General features: G+C 58.0%; 24 protein-coding genes. 12 read left to right on the forward strand and 12 right to left on the reverse strand.

The features are described from left to right. Positions 1-8: 8 nt before the first annotated feature. The 3 genes from CRO62_RS19360 to ubiE all read right to left on the reverse strand — a co-directional run bounded on the left by CRO62_RS19360 (position 9) and on the right by ubiE (position 3474). Positions 9-923 (reverse strand): sterol desaturase family protein, encoded by a 915-nt coding sequence (locus tag CRO62_RS19360; protein ID WP_097103139.1) that lies wholly within the window; start codon positions 921-923, stop codon positions 9-11. 163 nt (positions 924-1086) lie between these two features. Next, positions 1087-2661, reverse strand: coding sequence for a 2-polyprenylphenol 6-hydroxylase (ubiB, locus tag CRO62_RS19365; protein WP_019564439.1), 1575 nt, complete (start codon positions 2659-2661; stop codon positions 1087-1089). A gap of 36 nt (positions 2662-2697) precedes the next feature. Then, positions 2698-3474, reverse strand: coding sequence for a bifunctional demethylmenaquinone methyltransferase/2-methoxy-6-polyprenyl-1,4-benzoquinol methylase UbiE (ubiE, locus tag CRO62_RS19370; protein ID WP_097101325.1), 777 nt, complete (start codon positions 3472-3474; stop codon positions 2698-2700). 143 nt (positions 3475-3617) lie between these two features. On the opposite strand from ubiE, the gene mutM reads away from it, so the two are divergent. From mutM to dnaA, 4 genes are all read left to right on the forward strand, one after another. Further along, positions 3618-4520 carry a bifunctional DNA-formamidopyrimidine glycosylase/DNA-(apurinic or apyrimidinic site) lyase gene (gene mutM / locus CRO62_RS19375; RefSeq protein WP_097101327.1) on the forward strand — a complete coding sequence of 301 codons (903 nt, stop codon included), beginning with the start codon at positions 3618-3620 and terminating at the stop codon, positions 4518-4520. A gap of 31 nt (positions 4521-4551) precedes the next feature. After that, positions 4552-5325, forward strand: coding sequence for an enoyl-CoA hydratase (locus tag CRO62_RS19380; protein ID WP_003514743.1), 774 nt, complete (start codon positions 4552-4554; stop codon positions 5323-5325). A 194-nt stretch (positions 5326-5519) separates the two neighbouring features. After that, positions 5520-5786: a 30S ribosomal protein S20 gene (gene rpsT / locus CRO62_RS19385; RefSeq protein WP_003493474.1), complete on the forward strand. Its 267-nt coding sequence runs from the start codon at positions 5520-5522 to the stop codon at positions 5784-5786. 870 nt (positions 5787-6656) lie between these two features. Continuing rightward, entirely contained in the window at positions 6657-8120 is a 1464-nt protein-coding gene (dnaA, locus tag CRO62_RS19390) for a chromosomal replication initiator protein DnaA (protein ID WP_003514748.1), read from the forward strand. Between the two features lie 75 nt (positions 8121-8195). Here dnaA and hemW read toward each other — a convergent pair whose 3' ends face one another. The 3 genes from hemW to rph are packed head-to-tail and all read right to left on the reverse strand — an operon-like array spanning position 8196 to position 10779. Next, positions 8196-9395 (reverse strand): radical SAM family heme chaperone HemW, encoded by a 1200-nt coding sequence (gene hemW, locus CRO62_RS19395; protein ID WP_003514749.1) that lies wholly within the window; start codon positions 9393-9395, stop codon positions 8196-8198. A 5-nt stretch (positions 9396-9400) separates the two neighbouring features. Next, positions 9401-10045 (reverse strand): RdgB/HAM1 family non-canonical purine NTP pyrophosphatase, encoded by a 645-nt coding sequence (rdgB, locus tag CRO62_RS19400; protein WP_003514751.1) that lies wholly within the window; start codon positions 10043-10045, stop codon positions 9401-9403. A gap of 17 nt (positions 10046-10062) precedes the next feature. Continuing rightward, a complete protein-coding gene (gene rph / locus CRO62_RS19405; RefSeq protein ID WP_003514752.1) occupies positions 10063-10779 on the reverse strand; it encodes a ribonuclease PH in 717 nt (238 codons plus the stop codon). Positions 10780-10915: 136 nt separating this feature from the next. On the opposite strand from rph, the gene hrcA reads away from it, so the two are divergent. Beyond that, entirely contained in the window at positions 10916-12007 is a 1092-nt protein-coding gene (hrcA, locus tag CRO62_RS19410) for a heat-inducible transcriptional repressor HrcA (protein WP_097101329.1), read from the forward strand. A gap of 113 nt (positions 12008-12120) precedes the next feature. Next, entirely contained in the window at positions 12121-12756 is a 636-nt protein-coding gene (gene grpE / locus CRO62_RS19415; RefSeq protein WP_097101331.1) for a nucleotide exchange factor GrpE, read from the forward strand. Positions 12757-12885: 129 nt separating this feature from the next. On the opposite strand, the gene ptsN is transcribed toward grpE, so the two are convergent. From ptsN to lptC, 6 genes are all read right to left on the reverse strand, one after another. After that, positions 12886-13347: a PTS IIA-like nitrogen regulatory protein PtsN gene (gene ptsN / locus CRO62_RS19420; protein ID WP_003493488.1), complete on the reverse strand. Its 462-nt coding sequence runs from the start codon at positions 13345-13347 to the stop codon at positions 12886-12888. 82 nt (positions 13348-13429) lie between these two features. Further along, a complete protein-coding gene (hpf, locus tag CRO62_RS19425) occupies positions 13430-14011 on the reverse strand; it encodes a ribosome hibernation-promoting factor, HPF/YfiA family (protein WP_097101333.1) in 582 nt (193 codons plus the stop codon). A 234-nt stretch (positions 14012-14245) separates the two neighbouring features. Next, positions 14246-15796, reverse strand: a complete 1551-nt coding sequence (rpoN, locus tag CRO62_RS19430; RefSeq protein WP_026330653.1) for an RNA polymerase factor sigma-54 — start codon at positions 15794-15796, stop codon at positions 14246-14248. A gap of 153 nt (positions 15797-15949) precedes the next feature. Then, complete coding sequence (lptB, locus tag CRO62_RS19435; protein ID WP_003514762.1) at positions 15950-16759, reverse strand: LPS export ABC transporter ATP-binding protein; 810 nt, start codon at positions 16757-16759, stop codon at positions 15950-15952. 9 nt (positions 16760-16768) lie between these two features. After that, positions 16769-17335 carry an LptA/OstA family protein gene (locus tag CRO62_RS19440; RefSeq protein ID WP_097101335.1) on the reverse strand — a complete coding sequence of 189 codons (567 nt, stop codon included), beginning with the start codon at positions 17333-17335 and terminating at the stop codon, positions 16769-16771. A 13-nt stretch (positions 17336-17348) separates the two neighbouring features. Continuing rightward, positions 17349-18014 carry an LPS export ABC transporter periplasmic protein LptC gene (gene lptC, locus CRO62_RS19445; protein WP_003514764.1) on the reverse strand — a complete coding sequence of 222 codons (666 nt, stop codon included), beginning with the start codon at positions 18012-18014 and terminating at the stop codon, positions 17349-17351. Between the two features lie 249 nt (positions 18015-18263). On the opposite strand from lptC, the gene sppA reads away from it, so the two are divergent. From sppA to lspA, 6 genes are all read left to right on the forward strand, one after another. After that, positions 18264-19217, forward strand: coding sequence for a signal peptide peptidase SppA (gene sppA / locus CRO62_RS19450; RefSeq protein WP_097101337.1), 954 nt, complete (start codon positions 18264-18266; stop codon positions 19215-19217). A gap of 2 nt (positions 19218-19219) precedes the next feature. Continuing rightward, positions 19220-19546 carry an integration host factor subunit beta gene (locus CRO62_RS19455; protein WP_219256707.1) on the forward strand — a complete coding sequence of 109 codons (327 nt, stop codon included), beginning with the start codon at positions 19220-19222 and terminating at the stop codon, positions 19544-19546. Between the two features lie 65 nt (positions 19547-19611). Continuing rightward, positions 19612-19953, forward strand: coding sequence for a LapA family protein (locus tag CRO62_RS19460; protein ID WP_003514766.1), 342 nt, complete (start codon positions 19612-19614; stop codon positions 19951-19953). A 93-nt stretch (positions 19954-20046) separates the two neighbouring features. Further along, positions 20047-21180: a class I SAM-dependent methyltransferase gene (locus CRO62_RS19465; protein ID WP_097101339.1), complete on the forward strand. Its 1134-nt coding sequence runs from the start codon at positions 20047-20049 to the stop codon at positions 21178-21180. Continuing rightward, positions 21177-22037, forward strand: a complete 861-nt coding sequence (locus tag CRO62_RS19470; protein ID WP_003514768.1) for a TrmH family RNA methyltransferase — start codon at positions 21177-21179, stop codon at positions 22035-22037. The genes CRO62_RS19465 and CRO62_RS19470 overlap by 4 nt, the downstream gene beginning before the upstream one ends. Further along, positions 22037-22525 carry a signal peptidase II gene (gene lspA / locus CRO62_RS19475; RefSeq protein WP_097101342.1) on the forward strand — a complete coding sequence of 163 codons (489 nt, stop codon included), beginning with the start codon at positions 22037-22039 and terminating at the stop codon, positions 22523-22525. Before CRO62_RS19470 ends, lspA begins: the two co-directional genes overlap by 1 nt. Position 22526 lies beyond the last annotated feature (1 nt).

The following is a 22526-nucleotide window of genomic DNA, read 5'->3' on the forward strand; positions in this document are numbered from 1 at the left end:
CAATCCCTTCAATTTTCTTTCGTGTTTCGCCCGATGATCTGGCGAACCCCTTCCTTGGTGAAGGGCTGAAAAAGTTGTGGCAGAAAGCCCTTTGCGATTTCTCCCTTGATGCCGATGTTGGTCGAGGAAGGGCGATCGGGATTGAAATAGCTGCCGAACAACTGGTCGAAGACGACAAGGTTCTCACCATAATTGGTATTTCCCTCAGGCAGCTCTTTGGAGTGGTGCCATCGGTGCAGCCTGGGGGTGCTGAACACGTAGTCCAGCGGCCCGGTTTTCATATCCACATTGCAATGGGTCAGAATGCCGATGAAGGCCGTCACAGCCGCGAGCCACCAGAACACCTGCAACGGTGCGCCCATGAGATAAAGCGGAATCTGGCTGAGCGCGATCTTGAACAGCGAGTCGGCCACATGAAAACGGCCCGTATTGACGACCCAAAGACGGACAACGCTGTGATGAAGCGCGTGGAAACGCCAGAAGAACACCGTTTCATGGGCGATACGGTGCGCCCAGTAGAGACCGAATTCAGCGATCATCAGGGCGAGCGTGACCTGAACAACCATCGGCAACTGAGAAGGCCACAGGTCGAATTTCATGGCCGCCAAAGGTTGCAGAAAAATGGCGGTCAGCATCGGAAAGAGCACCGCTGCCATGGCAGCAAGCTGAACAAGCCCCTTGGTCAACAGCGTGTGGGCGATATTGTTGACGGTTTCACCATCAGACTGAAGCCATTCCGTCTCGTAGGGAATGTAACGTTCAAGAAGAAACAGGCTGGCCACCGCGCCCGCGTAGACGGCGAGGAATGTGGTGATCGGATGCTCACTCGAAAAAGCGAAATAAGCCCCGGTAAGACCGAGAAAAAACACCATGGGCCACGAGCAATAGGTAAGGACCCGTTTTACGGCTTCATTTTTTGCCATCAATCTCAATTCCCGTCCGGCAATCATTTAACTTTCAACCAAGATCAGGTCATTATCCTCGATATGTTGCAGCAGCATGGTATGCATCTATCGAACTGGAAGACCGGCGATTTTCGGTTCGAAAGTGCGCCGCACCGGCGTGAGCGCCGAGTTTGAATATCGTTTAGCTGATCCTGATCGCGATATAGAGAAGCGTGAGCGCAATCACCCAGAGCGCCGCCCGACCCCATTTGGTATGGCGCGCTTCCGCCTTGCCGATGGCTTCCGCCGTCTGGGCGTCGAAACGCAGGCCGTTCTCGCTCATATACACCAGGTCGGAATGCAGCTTCTCCGTCTTTGCAGCGATCTCGGGTGCCGCCTCCGCAAGCTTGAGAGCCGCCTTCACGCCGTCCTTCAGATCGGTGACGATGCGTTTCGGGCCAAGATTGTCCCTTATCCAGCCGCTGACGACCGGATCGGCCGCTTTCCACATGTTGAAACGCGGATTGAGCATGCGGGATACGCCTTCCACCACCACCATGGTCTTTTGCAGCATCACCAGTTCCGGGCGCGTTTCCATGTCGAAGAGTTCGGTAACTTCGAACAGCAGCGTCAGCAACTTGCCCATGGAGATCGTCTCGGCCGGCTGGCCGTGGATCGGTTCGCCGATGGCGCGGATCGCCTGCGCAAAGCTGGCTTTATCGTGATGGCCCGGCACATAACCGGCCTCGAAATGCACTTCCGCGACGCGCATGTAATCGCGGGTGATGAAGCCGTAGAGGATTTCGGCAAGGAACCTGCGTTCTTTTTTGCCCAGCCGCCCGGCAATGCCCATATCCACGGCTACGATCATGCCCTGCGGATCGACAAAGAGATTGCCGGGGTGCATGTCGGCATGGAAAAAGCCGTCGCGCAACGTGTGCCGCAGGAAGGACTGGATGAGGGTATCAGCCAGCTTGTTCAGATCGTGGCCGGCAGCCTTCAGCCCCTCAATATCCGACATCTTGACGCCGTCGATCCATTCCATGGTGACGACATCGCGGCCGGTGCGTTCCCAATCTACCTCCGGAACGCGGAATCCGGGGTCTTCTTTGGTATTTTCGGCAAGTTCGGAAAGGGCGGCGGCCTCAAGCCGCAGATCCATCTCGATCTTGGTTGTCTGTTCCAGCGTGCGAGTGACTTCCACCGGCCGCAGGCGGCGGGCAGAGCGGACGAAACGCTGTTGCAGGTCGGCGATCAGATACATCGCCTCCAGATCGTTCTGGAAGCGCTGGCGAACGCCGGGGCGAATGACCTTGACGGCGACCTTGCGCGGCCCTTTCGGCGTATCCACTATCGCCGGGTGAACCTGGGCGATGGAAGCGGCGGCGATCGGATCGCCAAATTCCCTGTAGAGTTCCGAAACAGACCGCCCGAGCGAACCTTCGATGTTAGCCTTGGCCGCGGCTGCGGGGAAAAATGCCATGCGGTCCTGCAGGCTCGCAAGATCGTCGGCGAAGTCGGCGCCGACCACATCCGGCCTTGTGGCCAGAAACTGTCCCATCTTCACATAGGACGGGCCAAGCCGCTCGACAGCTACCGCCAGCCGGTCGCTACGCTGCGCCCGCTTGGCCTTGCTGCGGGCGAATGGCTTCAGCAGTGCCTTCATCACTTGCGCGGAGGCAGGAAGGTCATCGGATGGCAAGGCCAACACGACGCCTTCGCGCACGAGAACCCAGCCAACCCTTGCGAGGCGGAAATATGCGCCCAAAGTGCTCATGCTTATGCTTGTCTCCTGCTTTTGCCGGACATGGTCTTAAAGCTTCCAGCCGGAATGCAGGGCGGCGATACCGCCGGTGTAATTGGTATAGGTCACGCGCGAAAAGCCGGCGGTGCGGATCATCGTCGCGAAATCCTCCTGATTGGGGAATTTGCGGATCGACTCGACCAGATATTGATAGGGCTCGGCATCGCCGGTGATCATCTTGCCGAATTGCGGAATGGCGTTGAACGACCATGCATCATAGACGCGGTCGAGCAGCGGCATTTCCACTTCGGAAAATTCCAGCACCAGCAGCCGCCCGCCACGTTTCAGCACGCGGTAGGCTTCTTTCAGCGCGACGTCTATGCGCGGTACGTTGCGAATGCCGAAGGCGACCGTATAGGCGTCGAAGCTGTTCGCCTCGAAGGGCAGCTCCTCGGCATTGGCTTCAACGAAGGTCAGATTGTCGGAGAGCTTTCTTTTTGCCGCGCGCTCCTCGCCAACGGCAAGCATCGAGCCGTTGATATCGAGAACGGTGGCATGCGCCAGACGGTTGGAGGCTTCCACGATGCGGAAGGCGATATCGCCGGTGCCACCAGCTACGTCAAGCACCGTATAGGAGGCATCCTTGCGCGGTGAAAGCGAGGACACCATGGCGTCCTTCCACAGCCGGTGCAGGCCGGCCGACATCACGTCGTTCATAATGTCGTAGCGCTTGGCCACCTTGTGGAAGACATCGTTGACCAGCCCCTGCTTTTTGCCTTCGTCCACTTTGTGGAAGCCATAGGACGTTTCCATGCCGCCTTGGGCAGTGGTACGGGCGTCGGTCATCGTCTGTCTCCATATTAATTGCGTGGCGGACCATAGCGGAAACGCCGTGGCGACGCTATCTGTTGCCGCATCGCCTGGGCGCGACATTTCGCGTGCATTGTATAGACCACATGGTCCTAACGATAAACTGCCGGATAAGCCAGATGCCAGAATTGCCAGAAGTCGAAACCGTCAGACGCGGCCTCGCGCCCACCATGGAAGGGGCAAGCATCCGCAAGCTCCACCTTGGCCGTCCCGAGCTGCGCTTTCCGTTCCCGGAGGACTTCGCGGGCCTGATCGAGGGAAAGACGATCATATCGCTCGGGCGCAGGGCGAAGTATCTCTTGATAGAGCTGGAAGACGGGCTGACGATCGTTGCCCATCTTGGAATGTCCGGCTCGTTCCGTATCGAGGCGGCGGCAGATGAGGCAGGGAATAAGAACGCGCCCGGCACGTTTCATTATGCCCGCTCGAAGGACGGCAAGCACGATCATGTCGTCTTTCATTTGGATAAAGGCGAAGAGCGCATCTGCGTCATCTATAATGATCCGCGCCGCTTCGGCTTCATGCATCTGGTGGAGCGCAACAAGCTCGATCTTTACCCCGCTTTTGCGGAGTTGGGACCGGAACCGACCGGCAACGCGCTGAGTGCTGATTATCTCGCGAGCCGGTTCCAGGGTAAAAGCCAGCCTTTGAAAAGCACGCTGCTGGACCAGAAGGTCATTGCGGGCCTCGGCAATATCTATGTCTGTGAGGCGCTGTGGCGCGCCCATCTCTCGCCTTTGCGGGCGGCGGGAACGCTGGTGACCAAAACCGGAGAGCCAAAGCCGGAGCTCATCAATCTCACGGAGAAGATCCGGGACGTGATCGCGGACGCAATCGCCGCCGGCGGCTCTTCCCTGCGCGACCATATACAGACGGACGGAACGCTCGGTTATTTCCAGCATTCCTTTTCAGTCTACGATCAGGAAGGCCAGCCTTGCCGTACACCCGGCTGCGGGGGTACGGTTGAAAGGATAGTGCAGGCCGGTCGTTCGACCTTTTATTGCGCGGCCTGCCAGAAGTAGCTGAGGCGGAATAATGGCGAGGGAGACTGCCGTGGATTATGAAACGATACTGGTCGAGAAACGCGACGAGGTGGGCGTCATCACGCTCAACCGTCCCAAGGCGCTCAACGCCCTCAATTCGGTGCTTCTGAAGGAGCTGCGGCACATTCTCTCCTCGTTCTCTGCCGACGATTCCATCGGTGCGATCATTATAACGGGGTCGGAAAAGGCATTTGCCGCTGGCGCGGACATCAAGGAAATGCAGGGGCTGGATTTTGTCGATGCCTATGTCGGCGACTTTCTCGGCGGCTGGGACGAGGTCGCATCGACCCGCAAGCCGGTCATTGCCGCAGTCTCCGGCTTTGCGCTGGGCGGCGGGTGTGAGCTGGCAATGATGTGCGATTTCATCATCGCTTCGGACACGGCGAAATTCGGCCAGCCGGAAATCACGCTTGGCGTCATTCCCGGCATGGGCGGCTCGCAGCGGCTGACGCGGGCGGTGGGCAAGGCGAAGGCGATGGATCTGGTTCTGACCGGCCGGATGATGGATGCGGCCGAGGCAGAGCGCGCCGGCCTCGTTTCGCGGATTGTCCCCGCGGCAAATCTCATGGACGAGGCGGTGGATGCCGCCACGCGCATCGCCTCGCTGTCGCGCGCTTCCGTTCTCATGGCCAAGGAAAGCGTCAATCGCTCCTTCGAGGTTCCTCTTTCGGAAGGGCTGAGATATGAAAGGCGATCCTTTCAGTCGCTCTTTGCAACAGCGGATCAGAAGGAGGGCATGGCGGCCTTCGTTGAAAAGCGCAAACCCGCTTTCCGGAATCGCTAAGGATTCGGAATATCGGCGTTTTCCGCCATTTGCGCGTTGACGGGCGTACGCTTTAGCGGTATATGCCCGCCCACGGTTAAGGAAAGCCATCCGGCTTGTCCGAAATTACTCCCGCATTCTTGGGTTAAGTGAGGTCTTCGAACGACCCGATCCTCTGGTTGCGGAATTTGGTTTGAATTCGAAGAGAGGCATACATGGCCAATACAACTTCGGCGAAAAAGGCGACCCGCAAGATCGCTCGCCGTACCGCAGTCAACAAGGCTCGCCGTTCGCGCGTTCGCGGCTTCATCCGCAAGGTCGAGGAAGCAATTGCTTCGGGCGATCTGGCAGTAGCCACCGAAGCTCTGAAGGCAGCTCAGCCTGAGATCCAGCGCGCAGCGACGCGTGGCGTTCTGCACGGCAACACGGCATCCCGTAAGGTGTCGCGTCTTGCCCAGCGCGTTAAGGCTCTTTCCGCCTAATCCGGCTAATCACAATTAACTATTCAAAAAGCCTGGTCTTTTGACCGGGCTTTTTGTGATTCTAACCCTCCGTTAATCATTCCTGCCGTAACGTGACAAACGCGTGTCAGATGAGCGACAAGAAAAACTGAATAAAAACAATGGATTGGCGGAGGTCTCCCGAAAAATGGGAAGCTTTCTCTACGGAAGTCGCAGCCAGTTTTGAGTCAAGAAGATTTTTATTTTTTTGCCAAAACGGGCTATCGAAAAATGCCAAAATTGAATCTCATTGATTCATAAGCGATTCTGCTTCGGACCTTGCCGGTGATGCAAAACGACCATTGCGAGTCAATGGTCGATCTGAGTTTTTGCAGAAAAAACGCCATTGATCTCTCCCCACGATCCTGCCTAAATGCATTTCAACAAGGGGTGCGGATCTCAGTCCACAGATTATCTCGATGATCGTATCGACGATATTCACCTTCTTGCTGGCGGGTCTTTCGAGGTCCGTTTTCTCAGGTCATTGAGCTTTTTGTGCCGTTTCGGTCTCGGAACGGGCGGAGCTTTTTGTCCTTAAGAATGCGCCTTACAGTTGTAGCGAAAGGAGCGTTTTTAGCGTGTCGCAGGCCTCTCCATGAAGGGGAGGGAAATGGGATAACCGGCTCGCAAACAAGTAGTAGTCTTTGACGCTCTTTCGAGGGGAGTGCTGGAGGCGGGAAATAATACGAGGGGGATCTCTGGCGATCGTTTTTTGATCGTCAGGCTATGATTGGCAATTTGAAAGGCGGCAATATGCAATTGAATTTGGCGATGGGTGCGGTGGCCGATGGGGACCGCGCACCACAGGCTCGTGATGCAGCTTGCTCAGAAGCGGCAGGGGATAAATCGGCAATGAAGCACGATGCGCTGTTTGAACGTTTTAGCGCGCGGCTGAAGGCACAGGTTGGTCCCGAGGTCTATGCAAGCTGGTTTGCACGGCTCAAACTCCACACCGTTTCGAAAAGCGTCGTCCGTTTTACCGTTCCGACGACCTTTCTGAAGTCCTGGATCAACAACCGTTATATGGATCTGATCACCAGTCTCGTCCAAAGCGAGGATCCGGACGTGCTGAAGGTGGAAATTCTTGTCCGCTCCGCCAGCCGCCCGGCCCGCCCCGCGCAGGTCGAGGAACGGGTGCAGCCCGTTCAGGACATGGGCGCTGTTGCGCGCAACAAGTCCTTCATTCCGTCGCAGCCGGCGACAGCACCTTCTGCACAGCCTGCGGCGGCGCAGGCGACGCTGCGGCAGGGTAGCTCCGGGCCGCTGTTCGGTTCGCCGCTCGATACACGTTTCACCTTTGACACTTTTGTCGAGGGCTCGTCCAACCGCGTCGCGCTTGCGGCGGCAAAGACGATCGCTGAAGCGGGTGCCGGTGCTGTGCGCTTCAATCCGCTGTTCATTCATGCGGGTGTCGGGCTTGGCAAGACACACCTTCTGCAGGCGATTGCCAATGCTGCTATCGACAGCCCGCGCAACCCGCGTGTGGTCTATCTGACGGCCGAATATTTCATGTGGCGTTTTGCGACCGCGATCCGCGACAATGATGCGCTGACGCTGAAGGACACACTGCGCAATATCGACCTTCTCGTCATCGACGACATGCAGTTCCTGCAGGGCAAGATGATCCAGCACGAATTCTGCCACCTGTTGAACATGCTGCTCGACAGCGCCAAGCAGGTTGTCGTGGCCGCTGACCGCGCGCCGTGGGAGCTGGAATCGCTTGATCCGCGTGTCCGTTCGCGCCTTCAGGGTGGCATGGCCATCGAGATCGAAGGTCCCGATTACGACATGCGCTACGAAATGCTCAACCGTCGCATGGGTTCTGCGCGTCAGGACGATCCGTCTTTCGAGATTTCGGACGAAATCCTGACCCACGTGGCCAAAAGCGTGACGGCGAGCGGACGCGAGCTTGAAGGCGCCTTCAACCAGCTGATGTTCCGGCGCTCTTTCGAGCCGAACCTCTCGGTTGACCGTGTCGATGAGCTGCTGTCGCACCTCGTCGGCAGTGGGGAGGCCAAGCGCGTCCGTATCGAGGATATTCAGCGCATCGTGGCCAGACATTATAATGTGTCGCGGCAGGAGCTGGTTTCCAATCGTCGCACCCGCGTCATCGTCAAGCCGCGCCAGATCGCCATGTATCTGGCGAAGATGCTGACACCGCGCTCATTTCCCGAGATCGGTCGCCGTTTCGGCGGTCGCGACCACACCACGGTTCTTCACGCGGTGCGCAAGATCGAGGATCTGATTTCTGGCGACACCAAGCTCGGCCACGAGGTTGAGCTGCTGAAGCGCCTGATCAACGAAAACAACGCATGAAAAAAGCGGCCTTCGGGCCGCTTTTTTATTGGTTTCTCGGTTGTTGATTGGCTCAGGACCAGCCAGTGCTGCCGGTCAGCAGGCGAGATCGGCGACCACGGCATCCAGAATAAGCATGCCGGAAGGGGTGCAGCGCAGGCGGGAATTGCCGATGCGTTCCACGAAGCCGTGTTGCAGGAGGAATTCCTCTTTCTCCGGGTCGAGTTCGCGGCCGGAAAGATCGCTCCAGCGAGCAAGATCGATGCCTTCGCGCAGGCGAAGACCCATCAATAGCAATTCGTCTGCCTGTTCGTCGACGCCGAGAAGCTCCTGATCGACCATGCCGTGGCCCTCGCGCTCGACGGTCTCGAGCCAGGTTTCCGGATGGCGCTCGGTGACGGTGGCGAGCTTGGAGGCGCCATTGGTCAGGCGTCCATGCGCACCGGGGCCAATACCTGCATAATCGCCATAACGCCAATAGGTCAGGTTATGGCGGCTTTCCGCACCGGGGCGGGCGTGATTGGAAACCTCGTACGCCGGCATGCCGTAACGCTCGGTGATTTCCTGTGTCGCTTCATAAAGCACCGCCGAATGCTCGCCATCCGGTACGATCAGCTTGCCAGCCTTGTGCAGCCCGTAGAACGGCGTGCCTTCCTCGATAGTGAGCTGATAGAGCGACAGATGGTCGACGGCGTAGGAGACGGCTTCCTTCAGCTCAGCGTCCCATTCGGCCACCGTCTGGTTCGGGCGGGCGTAAATGAGATCGAAGGACATGCGCGGAAAAATCTCCCGCGCCAGCCGGATGGCTTTCAGCGCATCGGCAACATCATGTAGACGGCCAAGGAACTTCAGGTCCCGGTCGTTCAGCGCCTGAACGCCGAGCGAGACGCGGTTGACGCCGGCTGCCCGGTAACCGCGAAACCGCTCCGCCTCGACGCTTGAAGGATTGGCCTCCATGGTGATCTCGATACCATCAGGCACATGCCAGAAGCGCGAAACGCCATCAAGAAGCGCGCCGACGGTCTGCGGGTCCATCAGCGAAGGTGTGCCGCCGCCCATGAAAATGCTGGTGACGACACGCGGACCGCTGAGCGCTCGCATCTTTGCCATTTCGCTGAGGAACGCAGCAGTGAACCGTTCCTGATCCACCGGGCGATGGCGGACATGGCTGTTGAAATCGCAATAGGGGCATTTGGCCGCACAGAAGGGCCAGTGCAGATAGATCCCGAAACCGGGATCGCCCGTATCCGGCAGAAGCGACGCGCCAGGGGCAGAAAGTTGGTGCTCCCCGGTCATCGGGTTCATGCCTCCAGGCAGGTTTCTACGAATTTTTTAAAGGCGCGGGCACGGTGGGAGAGCGCAAACGCATCGCCGTGCTTCCAGCCGTGTTTTTCGTCTGCGGTCATTTCACCGAATGTGGTGTCGTAACCTTCCGGTTTGAAGATGGGGTCATAGCCGAAACCGCTCGTTCCGCGCGGGGGCCACGCCACCGTGCCCTCCACCTCGCCGCGAAAATATTCGACATGCCCGTCCGGCCAAGCAAGGCACAGCACGCTGACGAAGCGGCCCGTGCGGTCTTCCGGCTTCGTTGCACCGCGTTCGGCAAGCGCATCCTCGACCTTCTGCATGGCCATGGCGAAGTCGCGCGTACCGTCAGCCGTTTCCGCCCAATTGGCGGTGTAAACGCCCGGCGCGCCATCCAGCGCATCGATCACCAGACCGGAATCGTCAGACAGAGCCGGCAGGCCGGACGCCTTCGCAGACGCAAGCGCCTTGATGGCAGCATTTTCCTCAAAGGTGGTGCCTGTCTCGTCCGGCTCCACGAAGTTCAGCTCCGCAGCCGATTTGGCTGAAAAGCCGAAAGGCCCGATCAGGTCGGCGATTTCGGCGATCTTGCCCTTGTTGTGGCTGGCGACGACGATCGTTCTGGTATCGAGCTTGCGCATGACGTTTTCCTGTCGGCTCAGGCGATTGCCTGTTTCTGAAGGGCGACCAGTTCGCTGCATCCGGCCTTTGCAAGACCGAGCAGCGTCAGGAACTCCTCTTCGGAGAAGGGGGCGCCTTCCGCGGTTCCCTGCACCTCGACGATGCCGCCGGAGCCGGTGATGACGAAATTCGCATCGGTCTCGGCGGAGGAATCCTCGAGATAATCGAGATCGATGACGGGCTGTTTTGCAAAGATGCCGCAGGAGATCGCGGCGATATGGTCTTTCAGGACCTTCTCGACCTTGATCATGTTGCGGGTTTCCATCCACTTCAGGCAATCATGCAGGGCGATCCATGCGCCGGTGATGGAAGCCGTGCGCGTGCCGCCATCGGCCTGAATGACGTCGCAGTCGATGCTGATCTGGCGCTCGCCGAGCGCCTGCAGGTCGACCACTGCACGCAGCGAGCGGCCGATGAGGCGCTGGATTTCCTGCGTGCGTCCGCCCTGCTTGCCAGCTGAGGCCTCGCGTTTCATGCGTTCGTGGGTGGAACGCGGCAGCATGCCGTATTCGGCAGTGACCCAGCCCTTGCCGCTGTTGCGCAGCCACGGCGGCGTCTTTTCCTCAAGGCTTGCGGTGACGAGCACATGCGTATCGCCGAATTTGACCAGACAGGAACCTTCGGCATGTTTCGAGAAATTGCGCTCGAAGGAAACCTTGCGCATCTGATCGGTTTTTCTGCCTGAAGGCCGCATATGATCCACTCTCCATGTTGGTTCCTGCCTTCTAAGGTGCGCCCCGGGCTTTTGCAAAGCCAATTTCCATTTTGCCGCAGCGGTGCAACGCATTATATTGGTAAGGACAAGGTTTTTACGATAAAGAACGGATGATATGGGCTTTTCCGCACCGCTTTCAAAAGATCAGGCATCGTTGCTGGATGAACGGTCGCGGGAGATTTTCCGGCGCATCGTCGAAGGCTATCTCGACACCGGCGAACCCTTGGGGTCGCGCAGCCTGTCGCGGCTGTTGCCGATGTCGCTTTCACCGGCCTCCGTTCGCAACGTCATGAGCGATCTCGAGGAACTGGGTCTCATCTATTCGCCGCACATCAGCGCCGGTCGACTGCCCACCCAGACGGGGCTGCGCTTTTTCGTGGACGCATTCATGCAGGTGGGCGATCTGCCCGCCGACGAGAGAGCCAGCATCGACCGCCAGATCGGTCCGGTCGCCGGCCACGAGCAATCGCTGGAAGGGTTGCTGACAGAGGCAAGCCGCATGCTTTCAGGCATGTCGCGCGGTGCGGGCCTGGTGCTGACGGCCAAGAGCGACGTCATTCTCAAGCATGTTGAATTCATCCGGCTGGAGCCCACCAAGGCGCTTGCCGTGCTGGTAGGGGACCACAATCAGGTCGAAAACCGTATCATCGAATTGCCGGCCGGCATTTCGTCATCGCAATTGACCGAGGCGGCGAATTTCATCAATGCCCATCTTTCCGGGCAGACGCTGCAGGAACTGCGGGGCCAGTTTCAGACGCAGCGTGCCGAATTGCAGTCGGAACTCGGCACGCTCGCGCAGGACCTCATCGAACGTGGTCTCGCCATATGGGCGGGCGACAATGAAGAGGGTAAGCTCGGCCGCCTCATTGTGCGCGGACGCTCCAACCTGCTGGAAGGTCTGGCCGGTGAGGAAGATATCGATCGTGTGCGCCTGCTGTTCGACGATCTGGAACGCAAGGAAAATCTCATCGAGATCCTCAACCTTGCAGAAAGTGGCTCAGGTGTCAGGATTTTCATTGGCTCGGAAAACAAGCTCTTCTCGCTGTCAGGCTCGTCACTGATCGTGGCACCTTATCGGGATGAGGAAAATCGCGTTGTGGGTGCGGTCGGCGTCATCGGTCCCACGAGGCTCAATTACGCCCGTATCGTGCCTATGGTGGACTACACCGCACAAATTATGGCCCGCCTTTCCCGAAAGCAGAGATAGGACAAGCCCGCAAGGTTAGAGAATGCGGCAAGCTTTTCGCCGCAAGCCTTGATTTTTGCCCTTCAAACCTCGATATCGGGCGCAACCAACAATATTCAAATCTGGAGAACGTCATGACCGACGATACGAAAAAGCCCGGACCTGACGCGGACGTCGCCGAAGAGTTTGTCGAACCCGCATTTACAGGGGAAGAGACGGCGGAAGCTGCCGAGCCCGATCCGATCGAACTGCTCAGGGCCGAAAATGCCGATCTGCGCGACAAGTTCCTGCGTCTTGCAGCAGAAATGGACAATCTTCGTCGCCGCACCGAGCGCGAAGTCAAGGATGCGAAGGCCTATTCTCTCGCCGCTTTCGCGCGCGACATGCTTGCCGTTTCCGACAATCTTCGCCGCGCTCTTGAAGCCATTCCGGACGAACTCAAGACCAACGGCGAAGCCGGTCTCAACGGCCTGATCGAAGGTGTCGAGATGACAGAGCGCTCGATGCTCTCGACGCTGGAGCGCCATGGCGTCAAAAAGATCGATGCGGAAGGCCAGAAATTCGATCCGAATTTCCACCAGGCGATGTTCGAAATTCCGAACACGGCGGTTCCGAACAACACGGTACTGCAGGTGGTTCAGGCCGGTTTCACCATCGGTGACCGGGTGCTGCGCCCCGCCATGGTTGGCGTCTCCAAGGGTGGCCCGAAGGTGGAGACCGCCGCAACGCCCGAGCCGGGCACCGCCTCCGTCAATGAGAAGGATGCGTGAGGCATTCTCTCACCTAAAGCGCGTCCAGATGTAAAACCGGGACGCGCTTTTGTTTGAAATGCTCCAATAAAAAACGCGCCTCAAGGGCGCGTTTTTTTGTCCATGGAAAGGACCGTCGGCAGCCTTTGATCAGGCAGCGGTCGCCTGCTCCTGATTGAGGAAGGCGTAAATTGCCGTGTCGGAATCGGTGGCGCGCAGCTTGGCCACCAGCTCGGGGTCGCGCAAAGCTCGGGCAATTCTCGACAGCGCCTTCAGGTGATCCGCGCCGGCGCCTTCGGGTGCAAGCAGCAGGAAAACCAGATCTACCGGCTGGTCATCCAGCGCCTCGAAATCAACAGGTGTTTCAAGACGTGCGAAGACGCCGGTGATCTGATGGATGCTGCTCAGCTTGCCATGCGGAATGGCAATGCCGTGCCCCACACCGGTGGAGCCGAGTTTCTCACGCTGGAGGATGACGTCGAAAACTTCCCGTTCCGAGACTCCGGTAATTCTGGCTGCCTTTGCGGCCAGCTCCTGAAGCAATTGCTTTTTGGAATTCACCTTGAGGGCGGGAATAATCGCATCTTGTTGCAGCAAATCTGCCAACGCCATTCTCTTTTTCCTTCATGCCATCGAGACGATGCAGGAGGCAGATACGCTTTCGCGCTCTGCCTCCCATGTCTTGTCAGACTGTTCAGCTCTTGATCGTTTCCGCGTCGATCCAGCCAATATTGCCGTCATGTCGTCGGTAGACGATGTTGAGATATTCCTTGCCGGGGCTGCGGAACAGCAGAACCGGTTCGTCCGTCATGTCGAGCGCCATCACGGCGCTGGCGACGGACATCGTCTTTATCTGTTTCGAACTTTCCGCAACGATCGTGGGTGCGTAGTCTTCCGGAACCTCGTGGTCCTCATCGGGGACAGCATCCATTACCGTATAGGCGATTTCCGACATCGCGCCGTTCACCGCGGAACCATTGTGGTGATGGTCCTTCAGCTTCCGTTTGTAGCGACGCAGGCGCTTCTCGATACGCTCGGCGGCGGCATCGAAACTCGCTTGCGGATCATTTGCCTGACCCGCCGCATGCAATACAACGCCCGTATCGAGATGCAGTTTGCAATCGGCTGCAAAACGCGATCCGGACTTCTCTACGGTCACTTGGCCTGAATACCCCCCATCGAAGTATTTGGTAACTGCCAGACCTATATTGTCCTCAATCCGCTGCCGGAAAGATTCGCCGATCTCCATATGTTTACCAGATACACGCACACTCATGGAAAATTTCCTTTTTGTAGTGATTTGCGAGTACCAGCTTACGTCAAGCCGCGCGCGCATCCAAGCGTTTCGAAGGCCTTTAAAAGCCCCCATTCGAATTTTACGCCCATGGACGGTGGAGGTGAATCCGTTACAAATGACCTTGCTTACGTGTGCGGCGGGCTTCTAGCCCTTGCCGTAGCAAGAGTCAATGGTGCGGCTGGAAAGCCCTGAAAACGTGACCAGCGCCACCGCTCAGAACGCCGACAGTCTGGCCAGGGCCTTCTTCTCGCGCCGTCTCTGAACGGAGGATGGGATGTTCATCGCCTCGCGATATTTGGCCACGGTGCGGCGGGCAAGATCGATACCACTCTTTTTCAGATTATCGACGATATCGTCATCGGAAAGCACTGCGTCGGCGGCCTCCTGCGCGATCATCGCCTTGATGCGATGACGCACCGCTTCTGCCGAATGGCTGTCACCGCCTTCCACCGAACTGATGGAAACACTGAAGAAATATTTCAGCTCGAACAGGCCGCGCGGCGTCAGCATGTATTTTTTCGACGTCACCCGGCTGACGGTGGATTCGTGCATCTTGATGGCGTCGGCCACCGTCTTGAGGTTCAGCGGGCGCAGGTGATCCACGCCATTGACGAGAAAGGCGTCCTGCTGGCGCACGATTTCGGTCGCCACCTTCATGATCGTTCTGGCGCGCTGGTCGAGGCTGCGGGTCAGCCAATGGGCCGTCTGCATGCATTCGGAAAGGAAATCCTGATCCTCTCCCTCGCGCGACTTGTGCCTTGAAACCTCTGCGAAATAGGTCTGGTTGATGAGCACGCGCGGCAGGGTCTCGGGGTTGATTTCCACAAGCCAGCCGCCGGCAGAGGAGGGGCGAATGATGATATCAGGAACGATTGTCTCGGAAACGGTCGAATCGTAACCAGCGCCCGGACGCGGATTGAGCGTGCGGATTTCCGCCAGCATGTCGAGAAGGTCTTCCTCATCCACGCCGCAGAGCTTTTTTAGAGAAGCGAAATCCCGTTTCGCCAGAAGCTCCAGATTGTCGATAAAAGCCCGCATTGCCGGATCAAGCCTGTCCTTCTGGGCAAGCTGGATCGCCAGACATTCGCTCAGCGAGCGGGAAAACACGCCGGGAGGATCAAAGCCCTGAAGCGTCTCCAGAATGCGCTCCACTGCCGAAGGCGCCGCCCCCAGCCGTTCAGCGACGTCTTCGACAGCATCTACGGCGATATATCCGGTCTCGTCGAGCTGGCCGATCAGCGCATCGGCGATCATCCTGTCTTCCACAGAGGATATGGCGAGAGGCAATTGCTGATTGAGATGGTCGCTGAGGGTCTGTTTCGCGGCAACGAAGTCGTCGAGATCGTAACTTTCGCCGGACTCCTGCCCGGGCATGGATTTCCACTGCCCCGCCAGTTCGGGTGCGTCGGGCTTTCTGGGTTCGGTATCGTCGGGAAAGACATTTTCGAAGCTGGTGTCGAGCTGCTCGCCGAGATTTGCCGCGCGGTCGCCGTACCAGTCGTCGCTGTCGGCCGTTACCGGCGCAGACTTGTCGGACCCTTCGCTGTCGGCATCGCCGAAATTCTCCGCATCAACAGGGCTATCGCTGCTCAAATCGCCGTCGTTTGCCGCAATTTCGAGCAAAGGATTGCGCTCCACCTCCTGCGCGATGAACTGCGTCAGTTCGAAATGCGTCATCTGAAGCAGCTGGATGGACTGCATCAGTTGCGGTGTCATCACGAGAGACTGGTTTTGACGCAGCAAAAGGCTGGCAGATAATGCCATGGCGGACGCGAAACTCCCCTTACAGCTTCTTCGTCGCCACAAATTTCATAAATTTTGCGCAGGCAACGAAACTTGGCCCAAAAATTGCTTTTTTATTATGTTTGGTCAAGCGTCACTGCGGGGCGCGATGAAGAATCTTTCGCGCCCGGGAGCTTAAAGGCTGAAATTATTGCCGAGATAGAGCCGGCGCACATCCGGATTGTTGACGATATCGTCCGCACGGCCATGGGTCAGAACCTCACCGGCATGGATGATATAGGCGCGGTCGATGAGGCCTAGCGTTTCGCGAACATTGTGGTCGGTGATGAGAACGCCGATCCCGCGTGCGGTCAAATGTCTGACGAGGTTCTGAATGTCGCTGACGGAGATCGGATCGACGCCGGCAAAAGGTTCGTCCAGAAGCATGAAGGTCGGATCGGTCGCGAGAGCACGGGCGATTTCCAGACGGCGACGTTCGCCGCCCGACAGCGCGACAGCGGGCGATTTGCGCAGCTGCGCAATGTGGAACTCTTCCAGCAACTCATCGAGCTTGCGGCTGCGCTTGGCGCTGTCAGGTTCGTGCACTTCCAGCACGGCGCGGATGTTTTCCTCGACTGTCAGTCCGCGGAAAATGGAGGCTTCCTGCGGCAGATAGCCGACACCGAGGCGGGCACGCCTGTACATCGGCATGGTAGTGACGTCGTTGCCGTTGATGGCGATCTTGCCGCTATCGACAGGTACGAGGCCCGTGATCATGTAGAAACAGGTGGTTTTGCCCGCGCCATTCGGGCCAAGCAGCCCCACGGCTTCACCACGGCGCACGACCAGCGAAACGCCGTTGACAACCCGGCGCGTATTATAGGTCTTCGTCAGACCATGCGCGATCAGGGTGCCGTCATAGCGAGCCTTGTCGGCCTGCGACGCAGCGTCCACAGGTCGGTCGCGCCCACCGCCAAATATTTTTGAGATCGAGGCTATCTTCACGAGGTGAGACTACTGTTTCTTCTGCTGCGATTTCGGATCGAGCATGATCCGGACAGGGCCGCCGCAGCTTTCGAGCTTTGCCTGCCCTGAATTCATCAGAACAGTGAGCTTGCAGCCGGTGAAGACATTCGCGCCCTCGGACAGCACAACCTGCTTGCCGGTCAGAATGAAGGTCTGCGCCGCCATGTCGAATTCGCCGTGATCGGCCGTGGCCTTCTGCGTCTCGGACGTCAGGTAGACGTTATTGTCGACGAAGATTTTTTCGATGTTGGCGTCACCGCTGGTGAGCGAGGAACCTTCACCCTTGTAATTGACCGTCATCTTGCCGGCCTGAAGGGTGGTGGTGCCCTGCACAACTTTTACGTTACCTGTGAAATAGGCCTTGCGCTCTTGGTCCCGAATCTCGAGCTGATCGCTTTCGATAGCGATCGGCTGGTCGCCGGAGAGCTTGACGCCTGTCATGTTGCTGGTGGTGTTCTGAGCGAAAGCCACGGTTGCAAGACAGGAAAAAGCAAAAGCTGCGACTGTAACGCCTGCGGATTTGCCAAGGGAAACGGGACGGGAAATTTGCATCATCTGGACCGGGCTCTCACTTGCCTTCATTCTTGATATTGGATGCAGCGATACGTGCGCGTACCTGCCCCGAAAATGTAATAGTCTTGCCATTATCCGCGATATCAATCGATTGCGCAACAATGGCGCCGTCGTTTGTTTTGATCGAAACCGGCTCTTTGCTGCTCATTTTTCCAGCCTTCAGATCGACATCCGCAGATTGGAACTTCGCTTGTATGCCATTGCTGAGATTGATGTCAAAAGGGGCGGTCATCTTCAGCGTGTTGGTGGCCCGGTCGAAAATGCCTTCCTTGGCGATCACCTGGGCGACGCTGTCGTTCACAGGCACCGCAGCCAGAACCCTTTCGAGCGTCATGAGGTTGGGGTTGGCGATGTCCTGCAACGCACGGTCTGCGTTCATGGAGTAGTCGATCCCCTTCTCGTTGCGGCCCGCAACGGCCGGCTTTTCCATCACGATCTTGCCGTCTTCGATCCTTGCGCTTTCAAGCGAGACCTCTTCGGGCGCCCAGGTGCGAATGAGCGAAACGGCGACGAAGGCAAACGAGATGATCGCCGCACCGAGCGGCAGAATGATTTTCAGCCGCTTCACGCGCGCGGAATGCCTCAGCGCGCGCTCGTAAGCGCCGTTCTGGTCATTGGGCAGCGGAAACGCTGGCGCGGGTTGGCGGAGTCTTTCGAGCATAAGAGTGGGTCCGGAAAACTTCCTAGGCGCCACTTTGGCGCGCAACTGAAGCTTATATGTTTATCTTGATGTCTTTGGCATGAGTGCTGTGTCCTGCCAATATGGTTTTTGTCTGGAAAGGTGCAAGGGAAATGCGAATTTAATCGTAATTCTGGTTTCCTTATTGTTTCCTTGCGGCTTCGCGCTAGAAGAACCATATGGCCATGATGCTTACATTACGCTTCAAATGCCGGAAGGCAGGGGTTTTCGATGGATAATATGGCGATAGCGGATCGCAGACAATTGCGCCGCAAGCTGACTTTCTGGCGGATTGCCGCTGTTTTTCTGTTTATCGCCGGCATTTTCGGCCTCTACCGGTTTTTATGGGCCGCCCCGCAACAAAGCGAGAGACCCCATATTGCCCGTGTCCAGATCTCCGGGCTGATCCAGGACAATACCGAACTTCTGGAGCGGCTCGACAAGATTGCCAAGAGCGACAATGTCAAAGGGCTGATCGTGTCGATTTCATCGCCCGGTGGCACCACCTATGGCGGCGAGCGCATCTTCAAGGCCATTCGCGGCGTTGCGGAAAAGAAGCCGGTGGTGTCCGATGTCCGCACGCTTGCCGCCTCCGCTGGATATATGATCGCATCTGCAGGTGACGTCATCGTCGCTGGCGAAACCTCGATCACCGGCTCGATCGGCGTGATCTTTCAATATCCCCAGATCGGCCAGCTGATGGATAAGCTCGGCGTCTCGCTGCAGGAAATAAAGTCCTCTCCGATGAAGGCGGAGCCTTCGCCTTTCCATGAGGCGCCCGAAGAGGCGAAGACGATGATCCGTTCCATGGTGATGGACAGCTACGGCTGGTTCGTCGACCTTGTGGCCGATCGCCGCAAATTGCCGCGCGAGGATGTGTTGAAACTGGCGGACGGATCGATTTTCACGGGCAGACAGGCGCTCGCCAACAAGCTGGTCGACACGCTTGGCGGCGAAAAGGAAATTCGCGGCTATTTCGAAACGCGCGGTGTTGCCAAGGATCTGCCGATCGTGGAATGGCGCGCACCGTCTTCCAGTTCGCCTTTTTCGCTTTTCAGTGTTGCGCAAATAGCGAAGCTTCTGGGATATGACGATTTAATTCCGTTTGCGGGCTCCGGTCAGCTCGGTGCGGACAAGTTGTTTCTTGACGGTCTTGTTTCCGTTTGGCAGGTTGAGCCGCATTAAAAATCCAATTCTTTCAGGGGGCAACCGTGATCAAGTCTGAACTGGTGCAGATCGTTGCTGCGCGTAACCCGCACCTTTATCACCGTGACGTGGAAAATATCGTCAATGCGGTGCTGGATGAAATCACCGATGCCTTGGCAGCGGGAAATCGCGTCGAGCTTCGTGGTTTCGGCGCATTTTCGGTGAAAAACCGTCCTTCGCGATCCGGTCGGAACCCGCGTACGGGTGAATCGGTTTTCGTCGAGGAAAAATGGGTGCCTTTCTTCAAGACGGGCAAGGAACTGCGTGAGCGCCTGAACCCCGGTATGGGTGACGAAGAGGACGATTGATCGTTCTCACCCGCCGCGCCGGAAACGGAGTCGGCGGAATGCACGCCGCGATGGAGTAATGTCGGATGTCGAAAAAAATCATCAACCTCATCATCCTGCTTCCGCTGGCGATTATCCTCGTCATCCTGTGCGTGGCCAATCGTCAGTCCGTGACACTCGCGCTCAATCCGTTCCGACCGGAGGATGGTGTACTTTCCTTCACCGCGCCGTTTTTCGTGTTCCTGTTTCTGGCCGTCATTTTCGGTGTGCTTCTGGGATCTTCCGCCACATGGTTTGCGCAGGGCAAGCATCGCAAGCGCGCCCGGATCGAGGCGAAGGAAGCCGTTCGCTGGCATGACGAGGCGAACCGGCACAAAGCGGCAACAGCCGCGCAGCTTCCGAATGCGGGCCAACTCCCGGCAAAGTGATGGTGCCGACATTCGTTGCGGCTCTAGTCGAGCGACGCTTGGAATGCTATTTGCTGGCGCGATAAGACGCGGGCAGAAGCGGAAAGATTTCCATTGAAGAAAAAAGACAGCCGGCCGGGCAATCGCGTGCGTGCCGGGAGCGAGAAAAAACAGGTTCATGCCGCAAAGTCGGCACGGCGGACGGACGCGGCACCGAAAAAGCGCGAGCCGGACGCGGTGCGTAGCGCGCCGAAACCTGCGCCGAGGGAAAAGATAGCCCCAGTACCGGCCGTTGAGCAGGTGCCTGCGCGGCCCCTCAAGCATCGCACCGGCGAGCGTCCCGCAGAACAGGTTCCGGTTATTCTGGAATCGAGTGGCGCGGGTGATTTTCATCTCATCGACAGCGGCAATGGCCTGAAGCTTGAACAATACGGCGAATATCGCGTTGTCCGTCCCGAGGCACAGGCTCTCTGGCAGCCGTCGGTTCCCGACCGCGTATGGCAGAATGCCGACGCCATTTTTACCGGCGACACGGATGAGGACGGCATGGGCCGTTGGCGTTTTCCAAAGGCAGCACTCGGCGAAACCTGGCCCCTGTCGCTGCTCGGCGTCGAATTTCTCGGTCGTTTCACCGCCTTCCGGCATGTCGGCGTCTTCCCGGAGCAGATCGTCCACTGGGAATGGCTGAAACATGCCGTCGAAACGGCTGACCGGCCGCTGAAAGTCCTGAACCTGTTTGGTTACACCGGCGTCGCTTCGCTGGTCGCCGCTGCTGCAGGCGCTGAAGTGACCCATGTCGACGCCTCCAAGAAAGCGATCGGCTGGGCAAAGGAGAACCAGGCGCTTGCCGGGCTCGAACAGACGCCGATCCGCTGGATTTGCGAAGACGCGATGAAGTTCATCCAGCGCGAGGAGCGTCGCGGCAGCACCTACGACATCATTCTCACCGACCCGCCGAAATTCGGCCGCGGCACCCATGGTGAAATCTGGCAGTTGTTCGACCATCTTCCGTTGATGCTGGATATCTGCCGGGAAATCCTGTCGCCCAAAGCGCTCGGTCTGGTGCTGACGGCCTATTCTATCAGGGCCAGCTTCTATTCGATGCATGAATTGATGCGCGAAATCATGCGCGGCGCCGGTGGCGTCGTTGCCTCCGGCGAGCTCGTCATTCGCGAGGCCGGGCTTGATGGCAAGACGCCGGGCCGGGTGCTTTCCACATCGCTGTTCAGCCGCTGGGAGCCGAAATGACGAACGACATGCGCGAAAACACGACGCGCCGGGTTGGCCAGGTGAAGGAAGTCACCAGCCTTGCCAATCCTATCATCAAGGATATCAAGGCGCTTACCCAGAAAAAGGGCAGGGAAGAGACCGGCACCTTCATGGCGGAAGGCTTGAAGCTGGTTATCGACGCGCTCGAACTGGGCTGGACCATCCGCACCCTGGTTTACGCCAAGGCGGCCAAGGGCAAGCCGCTGGTGGAGCAGGCGGCGGTAAAAACGGTCGCTTCCGGCGGGCTGGTGCTCGAAGTCAGCGAAAAAGTCATCGCCTCGATCACCCGCCGCGACAATCCGCAAATGGTCGTTGGCATCTTTGACCAGAGATGGAAGCCATTGAAGGATATCCGTCCGGAAAAAGGCGAGACCTATATCGCGCTCGATCGGGTGCGTGATCCCGGCAATCTCGGCACCATCATCCGCACGGCGGATGCGGCGGGTGCCTCAGGCGTCATTCTGGTCGGCGATTGCACCGATCCGTTTTCGCTGGAAACGGTGCGTGCGACCATGGGTTCGGTCTTCGCTACGCCCGTTGCCCGCGCCTCGGTTGAGGAATTCCTCTCATGGAAAAAATCGGCGAATGTCAGTGTCGTTGCCACCCATCTTGCCGGGTCCGTGGATTATCGAAAAATCGATTATGCCGGAAAGCCCGTCGTGCTTTTGATGGGTAACGAGCAATCCGGCCTGCCACCTGAACTGGCTGGCAAGGCAGACCAACTGGCGCGCATTCCCCAACAGGGCCGTGCCGATAGTCTCAATCTCGCCATCGCAACCGCTGTCATGCTTTTCGAGGCGCGGCGACATCTCCTCGAACTGGCACCGGTGAAGTAATGGCCAAAGCGGCGTTGTTTTCGAAATTTGGCCCGGCTTTCGCGCTTATCGTTGCTGCTCTTGTGCTGGACCAAATCGTCAAGCAACTGGTCGAGACCTATCTGCCGTTGCAGGAGATGGTGCCGGTCATTCCGTTCCTGGCGCTTTACCGCACCTATAATCTCGGTGTGGCGTTTTCGATGCTGGCGGACATGCACGGCTGGTTCATCGTCAGCATGCGGCTCGTCATCGTGGTCTTCGTGCTGTGGCTCTGGCGCAAGACGGCGGCGGACCGGACTTTTGCCCATCTTGGCTTCGCCTTCATCATCGCTGGCGCGGCCGGCAATCTTCTCGACCGCTTTTTCTACGGTCACGTCATCGACTACATCCTGTTTCACACCGATACATGGTCGTTCGCGGTCTTCAATCTGGCCGACACTTTCATAACCATCGGTGCCGGTTGCGTCATTCTCGATGAGTTTCTGCACGCCCGGGCGGCTAAAAAGTAAA

This window comes from Rhizobium sp. AN6A (assembly GCF_900215635.1).
Classification (GTDB): Bacteria; Pseudomonadota; Alphaproteobacteria; order Rhizobiales; family Rhizobiaceae; genus Agrobacterium; species Agrobacterium tumefaciens.